Consider the following 21,949-nt stretch of genomic DNA (forward strand, 5'->3'; position numbering starts at 1 on the left):
TGACCTAGCTTAACGCTGGCAAGCCCGACCTCAGGGGGAAGCGCTCGCGGCCAGGCTCTTGAGGTAATCACTGAAACCGCCCTGTGCCCGGCAATCAAAGCGCGCGCTGGTCACTACTTTGTTTAGGTGTGTCCAAACGATACGTGCGCCACTGCGTTCAAGGTCTTCTACCAAATGCACGTCCTCGTGGGCGCTCAAGGGGCGGAAGCCGCCAACGCGTCGGTAGGCCTGGGCACAGATACCAAGGTTGGCCCCATGGATGTGCCGGTGCCCCTCGCGTGCCTGGTAATTGGCCAGGTAAGTCGCTTGCACGCTTTCGGAGTGCCCGCGCCAGTCTTCCACATGCACTGTTCCACATACAGCCTCGGCGCCAAACTGCAGTTGTTGGAACAGCCAGTCTTCGCCCACCAGGCTATCGGCATCAGTGCTGGCCAACCAGCGTGCACCCCGGCCTAACAGGTAGCTTGCGCCTACGCCTCGGGTATGACCAACATTTCGACTATTAACGCTCAACGTGGGCACGCCCAAGGCAGTGGCGATGGCTTCAGACCCATCGGTGCAGGCATCGAGCACCGCCAGCACCTCTACGGGTTCGCCTTCCAAACGTGGATGTGTTGCTGCCTTCAGCACCGACGCCAGACAGGCGCCCAGCAGTTGCTCCTCGTTATGTACGGGGACCAGAACGCCAATCATACAACTACCTCGTTTAAGTCAAAGCCCACCGGCTGGCGGCTCCAGAGTTCTAGAATGAAGTCTTTTTCCTGGTGGCGAATCCACGGTTTGAATGCCAACACTTCAGCCAGCACCCGATGAACTTCCAGCCCATCCATCACGCAACCCTCGATAGGGTGCAGCCAATGACAGGCCAGCAGAGTGCCGTTAGCTGCCAGGCTTTGCCCCGCCCGTAGCGAAACGGTTTCCCAATCACGGGCCGACAGGTAGTAACCGATCTCACTCAATACAATCAGGTCGAATTTGCCTGGTGGCCATCCTTCAGGTAACGCGCGCTGCTCAACGGTTATCCCCGGGCAATGGCTTAGCCGCTGGCGGGCCAACCCTACTGCCTGGGTATTAAGGTCCGTGCAGAGCAACTGCTCGCAACGCGTTGCCAATGCTAGGCTGAGTTCACCGTTGGAGCAGCCCGGTTCGAAGGCACGGGCGTAGCGCTGGCGGGGCAGGCAGGCTAGGGTCAGCTCGCGCTTGCGTTTCTCGTACCAGCGCTGGCGGTAAGCCCAAGGGTCCGGGTTATTGTTGTACAGGTTGTCGAAGTAATCTTCAGCGTCGATCATACAAACACCATCTCGAAGGGCTGAAGCCAACGCTGCAAAGCCTGGTCACTAAGCACAGGTTCGGCCCCCGTAGTAGGGTCGGGTTGAAGCTGGCTATGGTGGGCATGGATAGCCGCACGCTTGCGTGCCAGCCAAGCCTCGGTCAGGGGCAAACGATAGGCGCGGTCCCATGGCAGGCGGTCGTCTTCGGGAGCCGCCCAATGCCAGGCCCATACCGGAATTTCCACAACGGTGGCGCCAACGTTCGCAGCCGCCTCCAGGCAAGCGCGCGCCACCGCCTCATGGTCGCAATGGCCGTCGTGTGCCCACGTCGTAAATACGCGGTCCTCTGGTGTGAGCAGGGTTTTTAAGTCCGCAATCAAGCCTGCTTCGTCAATTGCTACTTGGCTGTCTGGCCGATGCAAACGCTTCCAGGCGTAGGCACCCTCACGTAGGCCAATGGCTTCCAACGCGGCGGCACTTTCTTTCTCCCGAGCCTGGCGCAACCGGTCCGGTGACCACTGAGTAGAGCCAGGGTGGCTGCCTTCACCATCAGTCACCGAAATCAGCAATAGAAGCGGGCGATGCTCGGCCATCGCGGCCAGCAGGCCCCCGCAGGCGATGACCTCGTCATCTGGATGAGGCGCAACGACGACCAGGCGGCTTTTAGGCGGTATCAGCGCCGTTAGCTCGATAAAGGGCACACTGGCAAGCTTGTGCGAACCCTGCCAGGCGGCCAGGGGCGTGCCCGTGGTTTGAATAAGGTTCTCAGGCTCGCTCATAGGCGCCACTCCTGAGCCTGAGGCTGTGCTCGGCTTAGGCCCCCTAGGGCGGCCAGGTCCCGCTCGGCATGGCTTTGGCGCACGAAAACCGGAAGGTCCGCCGCCAGCTGCGCGAAATGCCGGTTACGGCAGAAGGGCGTGGCACCTAAGGCGCGGCCTAGGTGGCGCAGCACCTGCTCTACCGTCTGTTCTATCTGAGCCCGAACCCTGCGCACGGGCAATTCGGCATGGGCGTCAGGGTGTTGATCAATCCACTGAGCACAGGCACGCAAGTCAGCGGCCGCAGAGGTCAAGTGTGCATCCACCGCGCCCAAATGAGCCAACGTATGGGGGTCGTGCTGGGCACTGCTACGCAAGTATTCTCCCAAGCGTGCCGCTGCGCCATACCAGCAGGCGGCGATGCCGCCGCCCCCTTGCCAAAAGCCAGGGCGTTTCAGGTAGCCATCGGTATCGCCCACACGCTCAGCCACCACACCCTCGAACTGCACGTCTAGGCTTGCGGTAGCGGCCATGCCTACAGCCTGCCAGGCACCTTTTACCACGCTCACGTTTGGCTGACGTAACTTGACTGCCGCCAGCCAGCGCTCGCCTTGCGGTCCCCATACCGTGAGTAGTGCATTGTCGACCTGAGCGGCGCCTGAGCACCAGGCTTTGGTACCGGTCAGGCGCAATTGCCCAGGCCCTGATGGCTCTGCTTGCACTCGAGCATTGGGCGGTTCGGCTGCCCATACTGCCCATAGGCCAGAATAGGGCGTAGTACCAGGCACCAGTTCTGCCATGATCGCCAGCGCGTCGGTATGGCTTTCGAAAAGTTTTGCCAGGGACAAATCCACCGCCGCGATCTCGGCCAGCGCGCGCCAGCGTTGGAGGGTCTGACCGCTGCCTGGCAAGGGCAGAACGGTCCGGCCGGCCTTCAGCAAGCGCCGCAGCTGCTGTTCGATATCTATTGCTTCTGGGCCATTGACGGCCACAAGATTGACAGCCGTGCCCGAGGCTGCGGTAGCAACTTGCCGGTTCATAAACAATCCTTTTTTCTGGATTTTGTATAGGACTGGTATAACCGCAACGGGTTTCACAAGCATCACTAAAAACCACAGCGGCTGCCTGATCTGCGCCAGCCGTCGGCGTAGGCTTGGCGCTGCGTCGATTTCCACCCCCCCTGCTCAAGTCAATGACAGAACACGCTTCTGCTAAACCCAAGTTTCCAGCACCGGCGCAGCATCGCGGCCCAGTTGCAGCGCTAACCACGTAATGGAATCGGCATTGTTCAGGATCACCTCGTTGCGTACCGCGGCGTCTGCTTGATAGGTTCTGATGGCACCAGCCAGGTCGGGTTGTTTGGTAAGTTTAAGCAGGCGTCGTAGTGTCGAGCGATCGGCCGAAGACAGCTGATCGGCTGCCAGTGTGGTGAATAGGCCGCTGGCGGGCGTGTCATGGCTCAGCCTGCGGCGCTCGGCTTCCATCTTTACTTGGTGGGTCTGCCACACACTGGGTTCTACCAAATCGAAGTAAGGGGTGTTCAAGCCCAGGTAGCTAAAGTCATCGGTGCGCAGGCTCCAGTGCGACAGCTCATGAATCAATACCGTGGATTGTAAGTAGCCCAAGGGATCGAAGCCTTGCTGTAGAGCCTCAGCTGACACTGGCGTTACGCTGGCCGGGTCAAAGAAGGTGTCACTCAAGAAGATCCGCCGGCCTGGGTCGGACGTGACGATGAACGCCAAATTCAACTCATTACCGGGTGTGGCCGAGCACAACACCCAGCGATCCCCGTCCCGTAGTGAGGTGCCCACGGCTTCTACGTAGATGCTCTCCAGCTTCTGGTGCAAACGCTTAACGAGGGCAGGAGTAACTTGGCCTGGGCCAAAGGTATCTTCCAGTACCGCACGGGTATGCGCGCTGATAGCTACCGGTTGCCGTAATTTGCGCTGCGCCTCAAGCAATAGCCGTTGTGCCTGACTCAGGCTGCGCTGCAGCTGTAGTGCATGGGTGGGCTTGAAGCGGCGGATTTCACGTAGCCCGCGTTCAGTGATCACGAATTGATGGCTAAGTGAATCGAGCACGCGTTCGCGGCGGTAGCGGCTGAAGGCGGTGCCGCCGCCACGCAAGCTCAGGTCTAACTGCCAGCGATTGTCGATGTTTAGCTTGATTGGTGGGCCCCATTGGCCGTCCAAATCGAGGATATGCCATTGATTGGCCTGCAGGCCTACCCGGAATACCTTGCCTTCAACGCTCGCGTAGTGCGCGTTGCCTTTGCGGTACAACGGCATTGAGGGCACGGGCGTAAGTTGAGATAGATCCTCGCCAGTGATTTCCAGGGTCGTCAAGCGTTGGCGCAAGTCGGCGGGTAGTGCGCTTGACAGGCTCCAGGCGAAGGTTTCACCCGGGCGCCTCATGGAGCCGGTGAGCCCAGTGAAGGCAAGCACGTTGGTCATTGCCGCGAGCATTTCCGATAGCGCCTGACCCCATTTGCGATTGCGCGCCGCAGCCCATGCCGCGCCTGCCAATTGGCTGCTCTGCCAGAGACCGATCACTGCCGCGAAAGGAAAAGGCAGGAACATGCTGCCCTGTTCCACCGCCAGGCCGATCAAGTAGCGGAAGTCTTGCCAGCGGGCTTCCTCGGCGCTAACCGTCTGTGCCTCGGCCATACTCAAGAGCAGGGCCAGATTGTCTTGGTAGAGATGGTGATAGGCATTGCCCAGTACCGGCGGTGTTAGCCAGTGTGCTGGGGCAACCGGAGTAATGGCATCGCTGATCGCTTCGGGCAACACTCGGTTGATATGAGGCCGGGTGAAACCGCCGTTAGCATAGATTGGCCGACGCGGGCGCTCGATGCGTTCCAGCAGAAGAGCCTGCAGCTCTATGTCGCTATGCAAGGCCAGCTCGAACGCGGCCCGGCCAGGGTATTCGACAAAAGCCGCACGGCGCGCGTAAAGCATGAACATGACCACTGGGCCAGTATTGCCGGGCTGTTCCAGCAGGTAGGTTCCCTCGCAGGTATCAGCGCTCTGACCAGGCAGGGCACGCACTTGTATCAGTGACAGCATTACACTGCTTATACCGGCGTCACGTCTTGCCTGAGCATCTGGGGCTTGAGCCAACTGCTCGATCAGGCTGAACGCCGCTGGGCTCAGTGACCCTTGTAGTTTTAGCGCAAAGCCTGTCATGAGCATCTGCGTGCGCATTTGCCGAATAAAGCGCTCTCGGCGCGAGTCGAACGTGGGACTGTCCGGCCCCAGGTTGTTTTGCAGCAACCGCCGGTAACGGCCGCCGCAGTCGAGCTGTCGCACTAGCCCGCGTACGTAGTTGGAGGTAAGCCGTGGGGGAATGATGCCGCTGTCATCCCGGCTAAGGGTCAGAGTCTCTCGTAACCAGGCACTGGGTTGGAGCATTGCTTCGCTCAAGCTTTGTTCGTGAACCGTAACCGCTGCTGGGATGGCCGAAGGCAGGTTACCGATAGCCACCAGTGCTGGCACATAAGCCCGGCTGGTAATACGGATTTGCTGGGGGTCCACTGACGAGTCGAAGCCGTCGGCGGTTAATTGCCGTTGCACTTCTTGTTGGGCGAAGGCTTCCACGGTCGGCAGACCTTCCAGATAGTCGACCTCGGGGGAGGCCACCCGGGCGCAGGCGTGTAAATAGTGGATGAACCGATGTTTATCCTCGGGAGTGGCGGCGCGTAGCCAAGCGGGCAATACGTCGAACGCTTGCCGGTCGACCCAGCCGAGCGCAATGCGGTGTATGGCCGTGGCAAGCCTGTCATTCAGTGCCACGCTGTCCAGTAATACACGCACGGTAGCCGCATTGAACCGACTGGTGCGCAACAGTTGCATAAGTTTCAGGCTTTGTTCTTGCCGGCGGCCATGTGCGCTTTTATACAGGCGGTGAACCAGACCACCTTCCATTGCCCAATACTGAGCTGTGATGAGGGCGGGCACCGCTGGGCTGTGCAGCCTCCGCAGTAACGCTCTGTCTACATTGGGCAGCAAGTCGAGCCATGGATTATCCAGGCCGGGTTGGCTAAGTTGCTGAACAATACGCTCACCCAAGGCAGCGAGGCTTGGCGCCACTTGCAGGCCTAGCGCCGCAGACCAGAACAGCACAGAGCCCGAGGTACTTGGTGTACTGGCCGAGGGTCTTAGTTGTAGCGCCACCACGTCAGCCAAGCGCACGGCGCCCTGGTCACTGATGATCAAGTCGATGCCATACGCCTGAGCGCCACTGCCGCCGTCCAATGCGGTTTGTAGCAAGCTCAGCACCTCAGGGCCTATTGTTCCGTCCTGTACCGCAAGGGCAAGGTCGGCACGCAGAACCCATTCAAGGGTTTGCGTCATAACAGCATTGGCCTCCACCCAGGCCTCATTGATGCGATGACCATGGTGATAAAGGCAGTCCAACTGCCCTTGATAGCGCGTGGCGAACTGTGCAACGCTTTGTTCAAGGCAGGTTTCCAGGATAGCGGCATCAAAGCCAGCCAGCACGTTCCCCTCGGAGGCCTCTATTATGACCCTAGGGGGAAGCGGGCCTGTTTGCTGTCCGCTTACTCGCTCTAGAAGGAGTTCGTCCAGCGGTAACGTACGCTCGCCGTCCTCGCTATCGAAGGTAAGGGTCACTCCTTGTGGCGTAAGCTGCTCGTCTACCACAGTGAGCCAAGGCACCAGCAGGCTGTCGAGTACCTGGGCAACCCCTGGTTGGGCCAAGGCTATGGCCTCACGGCTATCGCTTACCTGCGCCAGACCCGCCAGCATTCCACTGGGCTGATCTGGCAGGGACTTGGGGTCTGGTGCTGGTGCAAGTGCCGGTACGGTCAGGTTCGCCCAGCGCACGCTAGGGTCCAGTTTTCGCAGGTGCCGGTCCACACGTGCGCGTATGTCCATGGCATCTTCGACCAGGACTGTCCGCAATGCCGGGGCCGCGCCTTGATGTGTGAGCAAGGCATCGTAGACGTCCGCATTTTGCGTAGCGCGGATTTCATCCAGGGCCCGATTAAAGGGATCATCTTGCACCGGTACCACTATCAGGTTTGGATTCCCAGCCGATCGCCAACGCGCTTGGCGAGCCGCGCTCAAAGAGAGGGGCGCCGTGTCTTGGGCGGCTTGGTCAGCCAGTAGCGCGGCCTCACTGGGGTACCATGTCACCCCTGTGTCGGGGCGATAAAGGCAACGGCCAGCTTGCCCGGGTAGCGACCACACCAGCACCCCAGCCAAAGGCACCTGCTCGGCACCGTCCTGCAAGCACAAACGTGCCCAGCTCAGGGCCGACATGTGGGGGCTGGCCTGTAGCAGAGCGGTGGCGCCGGAGTGGGGTGATTGCTGACGCGCAATGAACAGCGCTTGCCAAAAGCCTGCCAGGTATACCTGACGCAAAAGCTGCTGGTGGGTTTGCCGGGGCGCTCCGGCCTCCCAGAAGGTATCGAGGGCTTTTAGCAGCATTGCCGAGGGTTCATCCTCGGTTGTAAAAGCAGCGGGCTCGAGCCTGGGCAACGTGGCTAGTGCATCGGCTGCCCTTGCCAAGCCGCCTGCGCGATGTACCAGGTAGTGCTCGGCTTGGGCGCGAAACACCTGACCTTCTACCAATTCTAAAGCCAGGCCTTCAGTGTCAACGCCCTGAGCGCCCAGGCGTTGGATCATGAGTTGCCGGTTAGCATAAACGTCCAGGCCGTGGGCCAGGCTGAACAGGTAAACCCGCGCCGCGTGGGGTAAGCCCAGCACCAAGGCGCCGTGCAATTGGGGCGCCAGGATGGTGTCCGGCGCGGGAACAAAGCGGTCTCTACGCCCTAGCGCTGGGTCATGATCGTGTTGTACGAGTGAAATCAGGGCGCGCTGTTCAGTGGCGCTCAGTGTGCCGGTCTGTGTCAGGTGTTCAACCTGGCGGCTGAAGCGCGCGCTCAGGACCTGTTCATGAAAAAAAGGCAGTTCAGGCGTAGGCATTGCGGACTTCCCCAGGTAGATAAGCCTCTACCCTAGGGCGGGCCGGAAAGGTCAATGCCGTACTTATATGAGGCCGCGATTGCCTGCGCGATCAGCAAGGCGTTGCGGCTGGCGGGTGTCTATCCAGTTGATGACGTTTTACGGCCTTGGATGGCCTGTAAAACGCCTCACTCAATACACCCCTCGAAGGGCAAAAAGGCCCTAACGCCGACGCTGGCTGGACACCAGATTCTCGATATTCTTGCGCCCTATCAACAGGGGGCCAGGGTCACCGGTAGACGCATCGATAGCGGGAACTAGCCATTTGTACATCACCAAGCAGTCCACCAAGCCATGCTGGGCATGGCGGAATGCCTTGGGTAACCGCCCGACCACGTCGAACCCCAGCTTTTGCCAGAGACCAACCGCAACCTCGTTGGTGGCCACCACCGAGTTGAACTGCATGGCTAAGAAACCGCTGTCTTGGGCCAAGCGTTGGGAATGCTCGCACATCAAACGCGCTACCCCACGGCCGCGGGCCGCTTCGGTCACCATGTAGCCGCAATTGCACACATGGTTGCCCGGCCCAGCGGTATTGGGCTTGAGGTAATAGCTCCCCAGCAGCACGCCGTCTTCTTCAGCTATCAAGGTATAGGTTGGAAGGTCCAGCCAGAGCGCTTGGGCTTGGGCTTCGCTCAGGTCAGGATCGTAAGCATAGGTTTCACGCGCGCCGGCCACGGCATGGAAAGTAGGCCAAAAGCGCGCAAAATCCTCGGGCAGCATTGGGCGAATTTCGATCATATCAAGGCTTCCTAAAGGGTGTGACACTCTGCGGCGCCCACCGCGCAGCGGCAACGCAGGTCACTGGACCACCCGGTAGCAGGGTACATAAGCCTCGCCACCGGGGAGTTTCATCCGGTGTTGGTCCACAAAGGCGCGCAGCAGTTTATCCAGCGGCTGCAGGATGCTTGGGTCGCCATGGATCTCATAGGGCCCATGGGCTTCAATCAGGCGTATGCCATGTTCTTTCACATTGCCCGCCACGATGCCAGAAAACGCCCGTCGCAAGTTGGCGGCCAGTTGGTGAGCAGGCACGTGCCGGTTGAGTTCCAAGGCGGCCATGTTGGCATGGGTAGGGTCGAATGGCCGTTGGAAGCTTTCTTCGATGCGCAGCAGCCAGTTGAAGTGGAAGGCGTCGTTACGCTCGCGACGAAACTGCTTGACCTCGCGCAAGCCTTGGGCCATTTGCCGTGCCACTTCGGCCGGGTCATCGAATACGATGCTGTACAGCGCCTGGGCTTCTGGGCCCAGGGTCGCGCCGATAAAGGCATGGAGCTGTTCGAAGTAAGCCGCCGCGCTGAGCGGGCCGGTAAGCAACAGCGGGAAAGGCAGTTCCCGGTTGTCGGGGTGCATCAGAATGCCCAGCAGGTAAAGCAACTCTTCGGCCGTGCCAGCGCCACCGGGGAATACAATGATGCCGTGACCCACGCGCACAAAGGCTTCCAAGCGTTTTTCAATATCTGGTAGGATCACCAGTTCGTTGACAATAGGGTTGGGTGCCTCGGCGGCAATGATCCCCGGCTCGGTGAGCCCGAGGTAACGGCCCCCGCTCAGGCGTTGCTTGGCATGGGAGATAGTGGCGCCTTTCATCGGGCCTTTCATCACGCCAGGGCCACAGCCGGTGCAAATGTCCAGCTTGCGAAGGCCCAGTTCATGGCCCACCTTTTTGGTGTACTTGTATTCGTCGGTGCTGATGGAGTGGCCGCCCCAGCACACCACCATCTTCGGCTCCAACCCGGCGCGCAACGTGCGGGCATTACGCAGCAGGTGAAACACGTAATCGGTGATGCCCTGAGAGTCGCTCAGGTCTATGCGCTGGCTGTCGAGTTCGCTCTTGGTATACACGATATCGCGCAGCGCGCTGAATAGCATTTCGCGCGTGCTGGCGATCATTTCCCCGTCCACAAAAGCGTCGGCCGGGGCATTGAGCAGTTCCAAGCGAACGCCTCGGTCCTGCTGATGAATACGTAATTCGAAGTCTTTGTATGCGTCTAGAATGGTTTTGGCATTGTCCACGTGGGCGCCGGTATTCAGGATGGCCAGGGCGCACTGGCGAAAAAGCGTATAAATGGTGCCGGAACCAGCCTGGCTCAGCTGCTGCACTTCACGTTGAGACAGGGTTTCAAGGCTGCCCTTGGGGCTGATCGAAGCGTTGATTACAGCTCGTGCGGTCATACTCGGTTTCCTTGAGGTCTGCACGGCAGGCGGGGTGGCCGTGCGTCCGTTGAACTGCCATGAGCAGTAACACGTGCAGCCATTGTTCCGAGCATTGCAGTGGAAAGCAAACCCGGCGCTATTGAATACGCTGGGCAAAGGACTAGGCCCATGAGCCTGAGCACGCTGGCCAGCCAAGTTGCCGCCGCTCAGGGGCGGCAGCGCGTTCACGGCTGCCTTCTGGCCAGAACCCGAGCAAGCGTATGCAAGGGTTTTCGAACGCAGATGCTTATTCGTTTTTCCAGCAACCGTATTCGGGGTAGCTCAGCCTACGCTTTGGCTGCAACAGACTGAACGCCCAGCGCCCCAGGCTTTCGAAAGAGCTTCGATACAGCGACACCTAGAGAGAGCCAACCCTTTATGCGCCCGCAAACCTCATTTCTGTTCGACCTCGATGGCACACTCACCGACAGCGTTTACCAGAACGTCGCCGCCTGGAAGCAGGCCTTGGATGCCGAGGAGATTCCCCTGGCCATGTGGCGCATACACCGCAAGATCGGCATGAGCGGTGGGTTGATGCTCAAAAGTCTGTGTCGCGAAACGGGCATGACGATCGACGACGCCCAGGCCGAACGCCTGAGCGCCAAGCACGCTGAAGCCTACGAAGCGCTGCAAGGCCAGATCATCGAACTTCCAGGGGCCGTGAAGCTACTGGAGCAGTTGACCAAGGAAGGCTTGAAATGGTGCATCGCCACCAGCGGCGAGGTGTCCACCGCCAAGATCAACCTTAAGGCCCTCGGCTTGGATATTGACGACATCAACATCGTCACTCGGGATGATGTGCAATATGGCAAACCCGACCCTGATCTGTTTCTGGCCGCCGCGCGCAAACTGGACGTACCCATTGAAGAGTGCCTGGTCATCGGCGATGCCATTTGGGACATGTTGGCTGCCAGGCGCTGTAAGGCAACGGGCATCGGCTTGCTCTCCGGGGGGTATGACATCAGCGAACTGGAGCGGGCAGGGGCACTGCGTGTGTATGAAGACCCGCTAGACCTGCTTGATCATTTAGACGAGGTCGCTTCACGGCCTTGATCCGCGCCGAAGGCTCATGAACGCTACCGCCCTTGGTGAGCCTGTCGTTGCCATGCACGCAAAGAGCCCGCGTTAAGCCCAGGTAGCCATTCAATTCAGTGCTCTCTGTTGCGATGCCCTCGCGGTTGGCCGGGAGCGCGGGGTATCGGAACGGGAGCTCATCGTTTGGGCCATCGGGGCTTACGCACAGGCGCGATGCGTGCCCTGCCTAACCTGTGTGGTTCCAAGCGAAAGTCGGTTCCACCGTCTTTCGTTTTTTTCTGTGTGAAGCACCCCACCTTTGAGCCGCGGCAGGAAAGAGGAACCGTTTGCACCTTGCGGCCACTTAGGGTCGTTCTCGTCAAGGTGTTCGCGATTATGTCCTTTTCCAATCAGCTGTTGGGGGCTACCCAATGGGCTGGCCGAGCCCGTGCCGGTTTAGCACTGGCTATCGCCTTATGCGCAGGGTGTCAGGGCTATGCACCCGTGGAGTTGCCGGATGCGCGTTCTCCACGGCTGGCAATGCGCGGGGCGAGCGCTGCCGAACCTTCACCCGTGCGGTTGGACGAGCCTGCATACACGGACGCGAGCTGGGCCGCGGCGGGCACGGGCGAGGGCCTTTGGGGCCGTATCGGCCGAAACGCAAGCCTCTGGAAGCAAACTGCTCCTAATAGCCGTATCAACCAGCAAATAGGATGGCTGGTGGCAAATCCAGGTTACCTTTCCAATGCCAGTGGCAGAGCAAGCCCTTACTTGCATTTCATCGTGCAAAGCCTTGACAGCCGGGGCTTGCCCCGGGAGCTGGCACTGCTGCCAATGATTGAAAGTTCGTACAACCCCACGGCGGTCTCGGTGCGCCAAGCGGTGGGTCTGTGGCAGTTCATGCCCGCCACTGCTACGGACGTAGGATTACGGCGTACCGCAAGCTATGACGGGCGCCGAGATGTGATGGCCTCGACGGTAGCGGCCATGGATCATTTACAGCGGCTGCATACGGTGTTCGACGGAGATTGGTTGCTGGCCTTGGCGGCCTACAACGCAGGGGAGGGCACGGTAGCGCGAGCGATGGACGCCAATCGCCGCAAGGGGCTACCTACAGACTACTGGCACTTGCGCCTGCCACAGGAGACCACGAACTACGTACCTAGGCTGCTGGCGCTTTCGATCATCGTTAACGCACCCCAGGCCCACGGGGTACGGTTACGGCCCGTGCGTGACGAGCCATATTTCATCCAAGTCCCCCTGACTCATCCGGTTGACCTGCAGCAGCTGTCAGCGGCTTCTGGCGTGCCCGAGAAAACCTTGAGGCAGCTAAACCCTGCGTATCTGAAGGGCACCACCCAAGAAGGGCCAGGCCATTTGCTCGTGCCGGTAGCGTTGCGGCAACCTCTGGTGGCTGCACTCAATGCACCTGTCGAGGCCCCATTGGACCCAGGCGCGGTGCTGCCATCCACAAGGGCTATCGCGGTGGTCGGCGTTCCTTGAAGCGACGAGCGGCCTATAAAGTACTGTAGATATAACCAGTGCCTTTCCAAGATTTAAAGAATGTGTCTTGGGAGTTACATTTTTGAATAGGTTGCAAACGTTTGCCAGCACCCCTTGGATGCCCTGCCTATGGGTTTCATGAATCTTGTTACATTTAGTGGAATGTTTGACCTTGCGAAATTGGCAACTGCGGCGCATATCGACTCGTTTCACCAGTGTGTCACCGGTGTAATAACGCCCCAAGCCCACAGACAGGGCGGATCCAAATCAGGGGATTTCCCCATAAATACAAAGGGATAGAGGATTTTTCCCTCATCACCCTAATATTAAACAAGTTGTCACAATTTTGACTTAAGTTGGCATCGCCAAAATGTCTGCCCTGATTTTTTTTGTAGTTTGGTATTAGCACAAACTACAAAATGGCTTATGGATAACTTAATTGGCAAGTTATAGCCAAGTTGAAACGCGCCGGTAACTGTTCGAGGGTTTCTAAAAACACATTAAGTGCACACCTATAAGTTTAAAATAATAAAATAAGAGGCTCCGATTTAAATGAATAAAAAAAATTCATAGCAATAAAATGTTTTACGTGGTAAATATTTTAAACCATTGAAAATAAAGGATTTTTACAATTTTTTTACGATTTTTAAAGAGATTTTACATACCGATTAGGCAGAGGCAGGAAATCAAATGATCGTTTGAATCTCTTGTTTTAAATAAATCAAGGCAATATGACATCACTTCGATTTTTTACCATTTTTTATGTGGATCGGATTGTTGACGTTCTCTGCGAGGCGGTTATACACTGCCGACGGCCCGCATGGTGAGGGATGTCAATGAAAGACGAAGTCGCTATAGTTGCAGCTGTTACCGATAATCCAGAGGTTTCGCTCAACATACACCCCAGTCTTCTTAACTCTAATAATTTTGATATTGACTTACTGCTTTTCGGAGAAACGGGTACAGGCAAGGACACGCTGGCAAAGCACATCCACGATCGGTCAGGGCGACCTGGGGCGTTCGTGGGTATCAATTGCGCTGCAATCCCTGAAGCCTTGGCCGAAAGCCAGCTTTTTGGGGCTACCAGTGGCGCCTTCACGGGCGCCTGTCGTACCCGGCAGGGTTATATCGAAGCGTCCGACGGTGGCACGCTTTACCTGGATGAGATCGACAGCATGCCGCTGTCGCTTCAGGCGAAGCTGCTGCGTGTGCTTGAGGTGAGGGGCGTGGAACGGCTTGGCTCGACCACGTTTGTACCGGTTAATCTACATGTCATCGCTTCAAGCCAGCGGTCCTTGGATGCACTGGTGGAACAAGGGGCTTTTAGGCGCGACCTGCTGTTCAGATTGAACATGGTTACGTTGAAGCTGCCTGCGCTGCGTACTCAACGTGAGCGGATCTTGCCCTTGTTCGACCAGTTCACCCATGCCTTGGCGGCCGAGCTGAATCGCCCAGTCTCTACCTTGGATAACCAGCTTGTTCAAGTGCTGTTGAGTCACGCATGGCCTGGCAATATCCGGGAGCTCAAATCCGCCGCTAAACGCTTTGTGCTGGGCTTCCCATTGTTAGGAGGGGGGCCTGTGGAGGCGCCCCACGAGCCGGCTGAACCGGGCTTGAAGTCTCAGCTAAGGGTCATTGAGCGGTTATTGATCCAAGATGCGCTCAAGCGTCATAAGCACAGCCTAGACTTGGTGATTCAAGAGCTTGAGATACCCAAGCGCACCCTCTACCACCGTATGAAGGAATTGGGCGTCTGATCGGATCGCCAGCCACGAAAGGGATTTTGACGTTGAGGTTATTTCCCTATCGAGGTGAACAATGGGCGAGTACGACTTGCTGGACGATGAACTGACGCTAGGCCAAAGCACATCGAGTTTGGATGTGATTGCCCGCAGCTTGTCCGAGCTGGGTATCGACTTGCTGGTGGCAGGTGAAACAGGCTCAGGCAAGGATACCTTGGCCCAGCGAATTCACGTCCTCTCTGGGCGCAGGGGGCCATTCGTGGCCATGAACTGCGCCGCCATTCCAGAATCGCTGTGCGAAAGCGAACTCTTTGGTGTAGTTAGCGGTGCCTTTACTGGCGCCGAGCGCTCGCGCAAGGGGTATATAGAAGCCGCACAGGGCGGCACGCTGTATTTGGACGAACTCGACAGCATGCCTTTGGCGCTGCAAGCGAAACTGCTGCGCGTGTTGGAGTCTCGCGTATTGGAGCGCCTGGGGTCTACCGAACCGGTTGCGCTGGACATCTGTGTCATCGCCTCGGCCCAGCGATCACTGGACGAGCTGGTAGAGCAGGGCGCGTTTCGCCGTGACCTGTATTTTCGCCTTAACGTACTAACCCTCAGACTGCCGCCGCTGCGTCAACAGCGCGAACGTATTCTGCCGTTGTTTCACCACTTGGTGGAGCGCATAGGTACAGACATGGGGGTAGCAATGCAAAAGGCCGACCCCAGCATATGCCAGGTGCTGCTCAACCATGACTGGCCGGGCAATATTCGCGAGCTTAAATCCGCCGCCAAACGCTTTGTCCTCAAGTTGCCGTTGCTCGGCGATGAAACCAGCGCCCAGGGGCCGAGCACCGCTTTGAAATCGCAGCTGCGGCTAATTGAGCGGGTACTGATTCAGGAGTCGCTCAAGCGTAACAAGCATTGCATCGACGCGGTCAGCCGAGAACTGGCTGTACCGCGTCGAACGCTTTACCACCGCATGAAGGAACTAGACCTCTAGCCCATGCTTTAGTGGGCCTTGGGAATGCCAAACTGTTCCAAGGTCGGGTCCACGTTATGGTCGAACGTTTCCTGACGCTTGTGCTTGTTCACCGCATCGATGATCGCCTTGATACCAAAGCCGATCGCCATTGCGGCGTCGATGGCCCAGCCTATGGGCCCCGCGGCGGCGCCAATGGCCGCGGCGGCCGCCAAGCCTGTGGCTTCGGCCCCTACCATGATCCCGACGCGGGTAGCCACCGCGCTGGCCGCCATGCGCCCGAGCCCTGCCGAGGCCTCCTTGCCCGCCGTTTGAGCAACTGCGTTGTAGCCCAGGTTGCCCAGTGCCGAGGCACCCCGCACGCCATCATAAACGGCTTTGGCTGCTCCGGCCTCGTCACCGTTATCCATCATCTTCTTCACGCTCAACAGGTTCGCCACACTATAGACACCGCCCCCGGCCGTGGCCATCTTGGAGAATGCGCCCCCCTGAACCCCTGAGGTCTGTTTATCTAGGTTATCCCTGAGCTGGCCATACATCTGTTTACCCGTCATTTTGGTAACGTCCGCGTCCTTGGGTAGCGTACCGGCCTTCTTCAGCTCATTGAGTACCTCCACGCCCTTTTTCGTGGTGAGCAAGGCCGACATAGTGGCTTCGGCGTAGCCACCTTGGTACGCAGCGGTCGCTTGTTCACCCAGGGCAGAATCGTAGGCGGCTTTTTTGGCGTCTGTCAGGGCCAACACTTCTTGAGGATCGGATTTCTGGTCTTTTTTCAGCGCGCTTTGCGCGGCCTTGCCGTCCACAAAATTGGCTCTGTAAGACGCATCGATTTTGTCTCTCAGGTCCTTGCGGCCCTCAAGCACTGCGGTGCTGCTGACAGGTACACCCTTGCCCTTGTTCACGTCGCCTTGCAGTTGCAGCTCGGCGTCCATGCTGCCCAGTGCCTTACTGTAGTCCGCCTCTTCAGGTTTTTTGCCTTCGTTGGCCGCTTCGTCCTCGGCTGCTTTCATGTCTTTTTCCAACGCTTTCCCGGACTTGATATCGTCCAGCCGTTGGTTAACAGCGGCGCTCAGGTTCGGGTCCTTGGCAATCATGGCCTGGGATTGCTTGGGTACCTCGGCGTTCATCCAGGCTTTGACGTCTGGGTCCTGTTGCAATTGGGCGATTTTCTCGCTTAAGGCCTTGGACGTTTTTTCAACCTTACGCAGCTTGCCGCCGCCGTCCACTTGCTCCTGGGTTTCCTGCAGCTTGACCATCACGGCTGCTTTTTCAGCCCCGCTGTACTTGTTCGGGTTTTTGAATACATCTTCGTTTAGGTGGCTGATGTCCACCTTTGCCACCGCATTGCGCGTAGCGGCATCGCTCATCATCGAGGCGAATTCGCCGCCATTGGTGGGCGCCTGCTTTTTGATCCATTGGTCGATGTTCTTGGTGCTGATTTTCTTGTCGGGGTTGTGTAGCGCCAGGTCCTGGCCTTCGAAACCGCCCTGATCCAGCATCTTCAGAAAGCCCGGCTCTGAGAAGGTCTTGGCCGATTGCTTGAGCGCAGAGGACAGGCCTGGGTTGTCTTTCTGAATCCCCACTAGCGCTTTATCGGTGATGTATTTATCGACCTTCTTATCATCTGCATCACCGGCTTTAGCCAAGGGTTCGTTAGCCCGCAACAAGGCTGCCGAGCCCACCATGGCCAAGGACTGAGGGTCGGCGTTGGGGTTCTTTTTCTGGTACTCCTTTACGTCATTCGACGCAGCGCCCGCGGCTTTTTCCATGTTTTTGATGAACGACTTGTAATCGTTCTTGGAAATCTTACCGTCTGCTGTTCCACCGTGGCGAGAGGTGTCAAGGGCTTGTTGAAGAGCAGGGTTTGCCTTGATGAACTCGCTGGCTTGCTTGGCTTGTGCGATGTCGTCAGGGTTCTTGCTGCCATTGGCCGCCATTTTCGCCGCGGCCAATGGGCGATTCAGCTCCTTGGCCGCCTGCTCTCGCTGCTCGGGGGGTAAATGGGCTACCACGGCGTCGTATTTTTTCAGCTCTTTAGGCGAGGAGTATTCTGAATTATCCAGAAACGAAGGGTCGGCGCCCTGTGGTACAGGTTTTTCGTTAGTAACTGGAGCGCGAGGTTGGGTACTCGTGGTTTGGCCCGTGCCCTGGGGCTGGTTCACTGGTGTACCAGGCTGGGCACCAGCGGCAGGTTGCATGCGCCCCAGCACGCCGATCAATTGCTTGATCAGGGATGCCGTGTCGCTCCCGTTAGCGGAATCCGCCCGGCCTTGAAGGGCATTTTTCAGGTCCGTTGTGGTGACACAGCCAAACTGGACCATACCACCGGATCCGTTGCGGGGGGCCAGGTTACCGCCGGTGGGTTGCCCAAGTAAGGGCTTTTCGGTGAAACCAGCGCTGGGGTCAGCGACGTCGCCCATGCCAGGCGTTTGAGAGGTTACGCGCATAGCAGCCTACCTGTCCGTTGAACTGTAAGTGAGCTGCTGAGTGGTGGGTGGAACAGGATGGTTCCCTTATGCCGCGTGCGCTCGGTACGCGTAGGAACACTTCAGGCCCTGCGACGAAAAATGTTTTGAAGTTTCTCTCGCGGCGATGGAACCGATACAGAAAAGCGCGCCACCTATCGGCACCAAACGATGACGTTGGTACCCACTTAAAGTCCTAGAGGAACACCATCATGCCAGGTCCAGTTAATAACCCTAATACTGGTTTCACCGGTTTCGCGCAGGATATTGTCAACACCGGCGGCCAGTTCTCGCAGGGGGTCAATCAAACCAAGGCCGGCTACGACGACCAAAAAGCTTTGACTCAGGGTACCGGCAGCACCGAAGCGGTAAAAGCCCAGCGCGAAGCTAGCGAAATGTCTGACAAGAACCAGGCGGCGCTGATCGGTCTGCAAGCCCAGGAAACCGCGCGCAAGCAGCAAATGGATGTGCTTAACGCCATCCAGTCCGGCCGTGAAGACTCCGCCAACAAGAAGATCAGCGCCACTGCCCAGAACGCCAAAGGCATCAGCTACTGATCCACCACGCTTGATCCTTGGCCCTACTCAAGGTAGGGCAAGATCGACCACTTGAAGGACAAGACCCTATGAATATGTCGATTTCCGCACTCAACACCCCGCACATGGGCACCTCGGACCTACAGATGGGCCGAGTGCTTTCGACCGAGTCCACTAAGGGGGCTGACCAGCCTCAGGGCTTGAAGGCCATCCTCTCTGCGCTGGTAGATCAGCTGATGAAAGCCGGTGGCGGTAAGCTTGATCACAATTCGCCTCTGGGCAAGGCGGTCGCTGAACAGATGCCTATGCAAGACCAGTTCAACACCGGTTCTAAGCACCAGGTGCAAGAAGGGCTGGAGGCGTTGATCAAGAAACTGCTAGGTGAAAACCCTAGCGCGGGGCAGGCCGCCGGTGCCGGTCAAGGTGGCGTGGGCGGTGCGGACAGCGCCGGTGGCGCCAGTGGCGCGGGTGGTGGTGTGCAAGACCTGCTGATGCAACTGCTCCAGGCGCTCCTTAATGGGCAACTGGGCAATGCGATCAAGTCGGATGGAAAAGGTGGATCGGACATCGCCAAAGGCTCCGAAGACTTGATGAGCCAAATCGCCAAGTTCATGGATGCCAATCCAAGTGAGTTCCCACCGCCTGATAAGTCCGGCTCTTGGACGCAAGAGTTGACAAATCAAGGAGGCACCGAAAGTGATAGCCACCTTAATGGTGATGAAACCAGCCAGGTGAATAAGGCCATTGGCATGTTGATGGGCAAGATTGGTAACGATTCTGCCGGTGGTGGCCAAGGTGGTTTGGGGGAAGGTTTGGGCGGCCTGGGCGGTAACGGCGGCTTGGGTGGTGGCAGCACCCCGACCGCGGGTGGCGACCTATCGACCGGTGGCCCTGATGCCAAGCAGTTGGCGTATCTGCTGGAAACCTTGCTGAGCAAGCTCGAGGGTGGCGAGCAGCAAGGCGGCGCGGGCGACCAACAGCGATTGGCCAGTACCGCCAACCAGGCTGTACAGGCATTGATGCAAATGATGCAGCAAGGTACTGGTGCCTCGTCCGCACTGAGCTGATACACCTTTCGGCACCGTCTACTGGAGGCTTCATGACCATTTCGCACGTTGGTAAATTCAAAGAACCCCATATCGATCTTGATCAGGGTTTGGTCCATGAGCCTTCACAGGCGGACGCCGACCTCTTCTCTACTGCCATGCAAGTGGCAAGCGTCGCCGCGCCACAAGCCATGTTGCCCGCTGCCTTGGCAGGGGCGCTGGCTGACCGGGTGCAGTCCAGCGACAAGCTCTCGCAGCAGGCCATGCGCCATATGAAACACGCTACCCAGGCCGATGACCCTACTGACCTTACCGAGATGAGCCGTTCGTTATCGGAGTATTCGCTACAAACCGCGGTGACCACCAAGGTGGTTAACAAGATCGGCCAGACCCTCGATAAGTTGACCAACCTGCAATAGGTGCGCGCCTCGTGAAATGGCTTATGGCAATGCTACTGGGATGCACCGTTCTATTGAGCGGTTGCGGCCAGCAAACCGACCTGTTCAGCGGGCTGTCCGAGCAGGACGCCAACGATGTGATCGCGTCGCTGGCCGAGCAGAGCATCGAAGCCCATAAACGTACTGAAAAAACCGGCGCGGTAGTCGCGGTAGACAGCGGCCAGATCAACCGCGCGGTGCGGGTGCTGGATGCCGCGGGCTTGCCGCGCCGGGCGCGCACTAGCCTGGGTGAAATCTTCAAGAAAGAAGGGGTGATTTCTACCCCGCTGGAAGAGCGCGCGCGGTACATCTATGCGCTGTCTCAGGAATTGGAAGCGACCCTTTCACAAATAGACGGCGTAGTGGTTGCCCGCGTGCACGTGGTACTGCCTGAACGGGTTGCGCCGGGTGAGCCGGTGCAGCCGGCGTCAGCAGCCGTGTTTATCAAACACAATGCTTCGCTGGACCCAGACAGCGTACGTGGTCGGATTCAGCAAATGGTCGCCAGTAGTATCCCTGGCATGGTCAGTGGGGGCGCTACACCAGATTCACGCAAATTCTCCATCGTGTTCGTGCCTGCGGCTGAATTTCATGACAGCCAGCAGTGGGTAAGCTTGGGCCCATTCCGCATTGATAGCGAGCAGATCGGCTTCTGGAAGCGCATGGTCTGGCTAGCCCCGGTAGGGCTGGTAGTGCTGATCGGGATCATTGCACTGCTGCTGCGGGCTGACTGGCGCTCCGCGGTGCTTGGGCGGGTGATACCACGTCGCGGTAGCGGCACCAACTTGCCGAGCCGCGTGTGATGTCAGCCGACTCCACTCAAGCATGGGTGCAGTGGTGGTGCGATGCCTGGGGGCACGCCCATGGAAGCTGGCGTTCCCGGTTTGCCGAGCACACAGGGTTAACACTTACAGATTGTGAACAGCTGGCGCGGCAACGGCCGGAGGTGTTTATGCGCTTTGCAGGCATGGACGCCCCGCAGCCACCCGCGCCACACCCAGATTTGCTGCATTGGCTGGGCCTACCGCAAGCACAGCGACACTTGGCCCTGGCCTTGGTGGAGCAAATCTGCTCCCCAGGGCGGCCAAGCCGTGGCCACACTGATGAACACAAGCCTTGGTGCCGCAGCTTGGCCAAGGCGTTGCGCCCAGGTTTGTGGCTCGATGGGCAGGAGCCGGAAGCTGAAGTGCTGCTCGGTGGCTGGCTAGGGGCGCGGTACTGGCACAGGCTGCGCCTGGAACTGCCCGTGCCTGTTCACGCCTGGGTGCCAGGCGCGGATTGGGTGCTGACCGCCGCTGCGCCAGGCAAGCTCAAAACCCTATGGCCTGCAGTGTTGTGGCGAGTAGCGGCCAATCAACCTGAGCACGCGGAGGTATCCGATGCTGGCTAAACGCACGTTGACGCTAGGCATGCCGGTGTTGCAGGAGCCGATCCTGCGCCATGAACACGTGGACGCCGCGCGGGGGGCGCAACACGTTCTGGCCCATGCCGAGCGGCAGGCCGCCGCTATTCTGGCTGCCGCCGAGCAAGAAGCTCAACGCCAGATTACCCTGGCGATAGGGGCGTTCTGGGCAGGCGCCAACGAATTTCTCCAGGGGTTCGAACACGAACGGGCTATGTATCGGCAGCAGGCGCTGGGCACGGTTGAACACTTGCTCAATGAAGCCTTGGGGCGCCTGCTCGACGCCGCGGGCCTGCCAGAGCGCACCCGTGCAGTATTGCGCGCCCTGGCGGCAAGCCAACCCATCGCCTCTACCGCGACCTTGATTTGCCATCCCGACCTGGAGCCGGTGGTGCGGGCGTGGGTAGCCGAAAGTCGCTTCGCGCAGTTCTGGGAGGTGCAATCGAGCAGTGCCATGGCGCCCCTGGCCTTGACCCTCAGTCACACCAGTGGTGCCTTCGACCTGGATTGGCAGAGCCTGCGTGATGGCTTGCCGATCCCTCGCCCCGATGCGCCGGCTGCCCTGGGCAGCGAGCATGGAACCGAGGCCTTGCTAGACGCCACTTAGTGGGGAACCTTAATAAGGAGC

Annotated in this window: 18 protein-coding genes; 10 read left to right on the forward strand and 8 right to left on the reverse strand. The window is 58.7% G+C overall.

The genetic code is table 11. The features are described from left to right. Positions 1-30 precede the first annotated feature (30 nt). The 7 genes from ACWKV4_RS05010 to ppnN form a co-directional block, all read right to left on the reverse strand. A complete protein-coding gene (locus ACWKV4_RS05010) occupies positions 31-693 on the reverse strand; it encodes a glycosyltransferase family 2 protein (protein WP_483830788.1) in 663 nt (220 codons plus the stop codon). Next, positions 690-1,289, reverse strand: coding sequence for a class I SAM-dependent methyltransferase (locus ACWKV4_RS05015; RefSeq protein ID WP_483830787.1), 600 nt, complete (start codon positions 1,287-1,289; stop codon positions 690-692). The genes ACWKV4_RS05010 and ACWKV4_RS05015 overlap by 4 nt, the downstream gene beginning before the upstream one ends. Further along, positions 1,286-2,050 carry a PIG-L deacetylase family protein gene (locus ACWKV4_RS05020; protein WP_483830786.1) on the reverse strand — a complete coding sequence of 255 codons (765 nt, stop codon included), beginning with the start codon at positions 2,048-2,050 and terminating at the stop codon, positions 1,286-1,288. Before ACWKV4_RS05020 ends, ACWKV4_RS05015 begins: the two co-directional genes overlap by 4 nt. After that, positions 2,047-3,069 (reverse strand): acyl-CoA dehydrogenase family protein, encoded by a 1,023-nt coding sequence (locus ACWKV4_RS05025; RefSeq protein WP_483830785.1) that lies wholly within the window; start codon positions 3,067-3,069, stop codon positions 2,047-2,049. The genes ACWKV4_RS05020 and ACWKV4_RS05025 overlap by 4 nt, the downstream gene beginning before the upstream one ends. A gap of 171 nt (positions 3,070-3,240) precedes the next feature. Beyond that, complete coding sequence (locus ACWKV4_RS05030; protein ID WP_483830784.1) at positions 3,241-7,977, reverse strand: dermonecrotic toxin domain-containing protein; 4,737 nt, start codon at positions 7,975-7,977, stop codon at positions 3,241-3,243. Between the two features lie 201 nt (positions 7,978-8,178). Next, positions 8,179-8,757 (reverse strand): N-acetyltransferase family protein, encoded by a 579-nt coding sequence (locus ACWKV4_RS05035; protein ID WP_483830783.1) that lies wholly within the window; start codon positions 8,755-8,757, stop codon positions 8,179-8,181. A 60-nt stretch (positions 8,758-8,817) separates the two neighbouring features. Continuing rightward, the gene (gene ppnN, locus ACWKV4_RS05040) at positions 8,818-10,191 is read right to left on the reverse strand and encodes a nucleotide 5'-monophosphate nucleosidase PpnN (protein WP_483830782.1); all 1,374 of its coding nucleotides are present in this window, start codon (positions 10,189-10,191) and stop codon (positions 8,818-8,820) included. A gap of 399 nt (positions 10,192-10,590) precedes the next feature. Here ppnN and ACWKV4_RS05045 point away from each other — a divergent pair, with 399 nt between their 5' ends. From ACWKV4_RS05045 to ACWKV4_RS05060, 4 genes are all read left to right on the forward strand, one after another. After that, the gene (locus ACWKV4_RS05045; RefSeq protein ID WP_483830781.1) at positions 10,591-11,265 is read left to right on the forward strand and encodes an HAD family hydrolase; all 675 of its coding nucleotides are present in this window, start codon (positions 10,591-10,593) and stop codon (positions 11,263-11,265) included. Between the two features lie 357 nt (positions 11,266-11,622). Next, on the forward strand, positions 11,623-12,729 hold the full coding sequence (locus ACWKV4_RS05050; RefSeq protein WP_483830780.1) for a transglycosylase SLT domain-containing protein: 1,107 nt from the start codon (positions 11,623-11,625) through the stop codon (positions 12,727-12,729). Positions 12,730-13,565: 836 nt separating this feature from the next. After that, complete coding sequence (locus ACWKV4_RS05055) at positions 13,566-14,486, forward strand: sigma 54-interacting transcriptional regulator (protein ID WP_483830779.1); 921 nt, start codon at positions 13,566-13,568, stop codon at positions 14,484-14,486. A gap of 61 nt (positions 14,487-14,547) precedes the next feature. After that, complete coding sequence (locus ACWKV4_RS05060) at positions 14,548-15,456, forward strand: sigma 54-interacting transcriptional regulator (RefSeq protein ID WP_483830778.1); 909 nt, start codon at positions 14,548-14,550, stop codon at positions 15,454-15,456. 8 nt (positions 15,457-15,464) lie between these two features. Here the strand turns inward: ACWKV4_RS05060 and ACWKV4_RS05065 are convergent, their stop codons facing one another. Then, positions 15,465-17,882 carry a type III effector HrpK domain-containing protein gene (locus ACWKV4_RS05065; protein WP_483830777.1) on the reverse strand — a complete coding sequence of 806 codons (2,418 nt, stop codon included), beginning with the start codon at positions 17,880-17,882 and terminating at the stop codon, positions 15,465-15,467. A gap of 230 nt (positions 17,883-18,112) precedes the next feature. Between ACWKV4_RS05065 and ACWKV4_RS05070 the strand changes: the two genes are divergently transcribed. From ACWKV4_RS05070 to sctL, 6 genes are all read left to right on the forward strand, one after another. Further along, positions 18,113-18,457 carry a type III secretion system major pilin HrpA gene (locus ACWKV4_RS05070; protein ID WP_483830776.1) on the forward strand — a complete coding sequence of 115 codons (345 nt, stop codon included), beginning with the start codon at positions 18,113-18,115 and terminating at the stop codon, positions 18,455-18,457. Between the two features lie 68 nt (positions 18,458-18,525). Beyond that, on the forward strand, positions 18,526-19,503 hold the full coding sequence (locus ACWKV4_RS05075; protein WP_483830775.1) for a hypothetical protein: 978 nt from the start codon (positions 18,526-18,528) through the stop codon (positions 19,501-19,503). Positions 19,504-19,535: 32 nt separating this feature from the next. Then, positions 19,536-19,901, forward strand: coding sequence for a type III secretion system inner rod subunit SctI (gene sctI / locus ACWKV4_RS05080; RefSeq protein ID WP_483830774.1), 366 nt, complete (start codon positions 19,536-19,538; stop codon positions 19,899-19,901). Positions 19,902-19,912: 11 nt separating this feature from the next. Next, on the forward strand, positions 19,913-20,722 hold the full coding sequence (gene sctJ, locus ACWKV4_RS05085; protein WP_483830773.1) for a type III secretion system inner membrane ring lipoprotein SctJ: 810 nt from the start codon (positions 19,913-19,915) through the stop codon (positions 20,720-20,722). A gap of 149 nt (positions 20,723-20,871) precedes the next feature. Continuing rightward, complete coding sequence (locus tag ACWKV4_RS05090; RefSeq protein WP_483830772.1) at positions 20,872-21,309, forward strand: type III secretion protein; 438 nt, start codon at positions 20,872-20,874, stop codon at positions 21,307-21,309. After that, positions 21,299-21,928, forward strand: coding sequence for a type III secretion system stator protein SctL (gene sctL, locus ACWKV4_RS05095; RefSeq protein WP_483830771.1), 630 nt, complete (start codon positions 21,299-21,301; stop codon positions 21,926-21,928). The genes ACWKV4_RS05090 and sctL overlap by 11 nt, the downstream gene beginning before the upstream one ends. Positions 21,929-21,949 lie beyond the last annotated feature (21 nt).

The organism is Pseudomonas artemisiae, from assembly GCF_057128685.1.

Coding starts and splice junctions, on each gene's coding strand:
- ACWKV4_RS05010 (WP_483830788.1), bottom strand. CDS start 693: ATGATTGGCGTTCTGGTCCCCGTACATAACGAGGAGCAACTGCTGGGC.
- ACWKV4_RS05015 (WP_483830787.1), bottom strand. CDS start 1,289: ATGATCGACGCTGAAGATTACTTCGACAACCTGTACAACAATAACCCG.
- ACWKV4_RS05020 (WP_483830786.1), bottom strand. CDS start 2,050: ATGAGCGAGCCTGAGAACCTTATTCAAACCACGGGCACGCCCCTGGCC.
- ACWKV4_RS05025 (WP_483830785.1), bottom strand. CDS start 3,069: ATGAACCGGCAAGTTGCTACCGCAGCCTCGGGCACGGCTGTCAATCTT.
- ACWKV4_RS05030 (WP_483830784.1), bottom strand. CDS start 7,977: ATGCCTACGCCTGAACTGCCTTTTTTTCATGAACAGGTCCTGAGCGCG.
- ACWKV4_RS05035 (WP_483830783.1), bottom strand. CDS start 8,757: ATGATCGAAATTCGCCCAATGCTGCCCGAGGATTTTGCGCGCTTTTGG.
- ppnN (WP_483830782.1), bottom strand. CDS start 10,191: ATGACCGCACGAGCTGTAATCAACGCTTCGATCAGCCCCAAGGGCAGC.
- ACWKV4_RS05045 (WP_483830781.1), top strand. CDS start 10,591: ATGCGCCCGCAAACCTCATTTCTGTTCGACCTCGATGGCACACTCACC.
- ACWKV4_RS05050 (WP_483830780.1), top strand. CDS start 11,623: ATGTCCTTTTCCAATCAGCTGTTGGGGGCTACCCAATGGGCTGGCCGA.
- ACWKV4_RS05055 (WP_483830779.1), top strand. CDS start 13,566: ATGAAAGACGAAGTCGCTATAGTTGCAGCTGTTACCGATAATCCAGAG.
- ACWKV4_RS05060 (WP_483830778.1), top strand. CDS start 14,548: ATGGGCGAGTACGACTTGCTGGACGATGAACTGACGCTAGGCCAAAGC.
- ACWKV4_RS05065 (WP_483830777.1), bottom strand. CDS start 17,882: ATGCGCGTAACCTCTCAAACGCCTGGCATGGGCGACGTCGCTGACCCC.
- ACWKV4_RS05070 (WP_483830776.1), top strand. CDS start 18,113: ATGCCAGGTCCAGTTAATAACCCTAATACTGGTTTCACCGGTTTCGCG.
- ACWKV4_RS05075 (WP_483830775.1), top strand. CDS start 18,526: ATGAATATGTCGATTTCCGCACTCAACACCCCGCACATGGGCACCTCG.
- sctI (WP_483830774.1), top strand. CDS start 19,536: ATGACCATTTCGCACGTTGGTAAATTCAAAGAACCCCATATCGATCTT.
- ACWKV4_RS05090 (WP_483830772.1), top strand. CDS start 20,872: ATGCGCTTTGCAGGCATGGACGCCCCGCAGCCACCCGCGCCACACCCA.
- sctL (WP_483830771.1), top strand. CDS start 21,299: ATGCTGGCTAAACGCACGTTGACGCTAGGCATGCCGGTGTTGCAGGAG.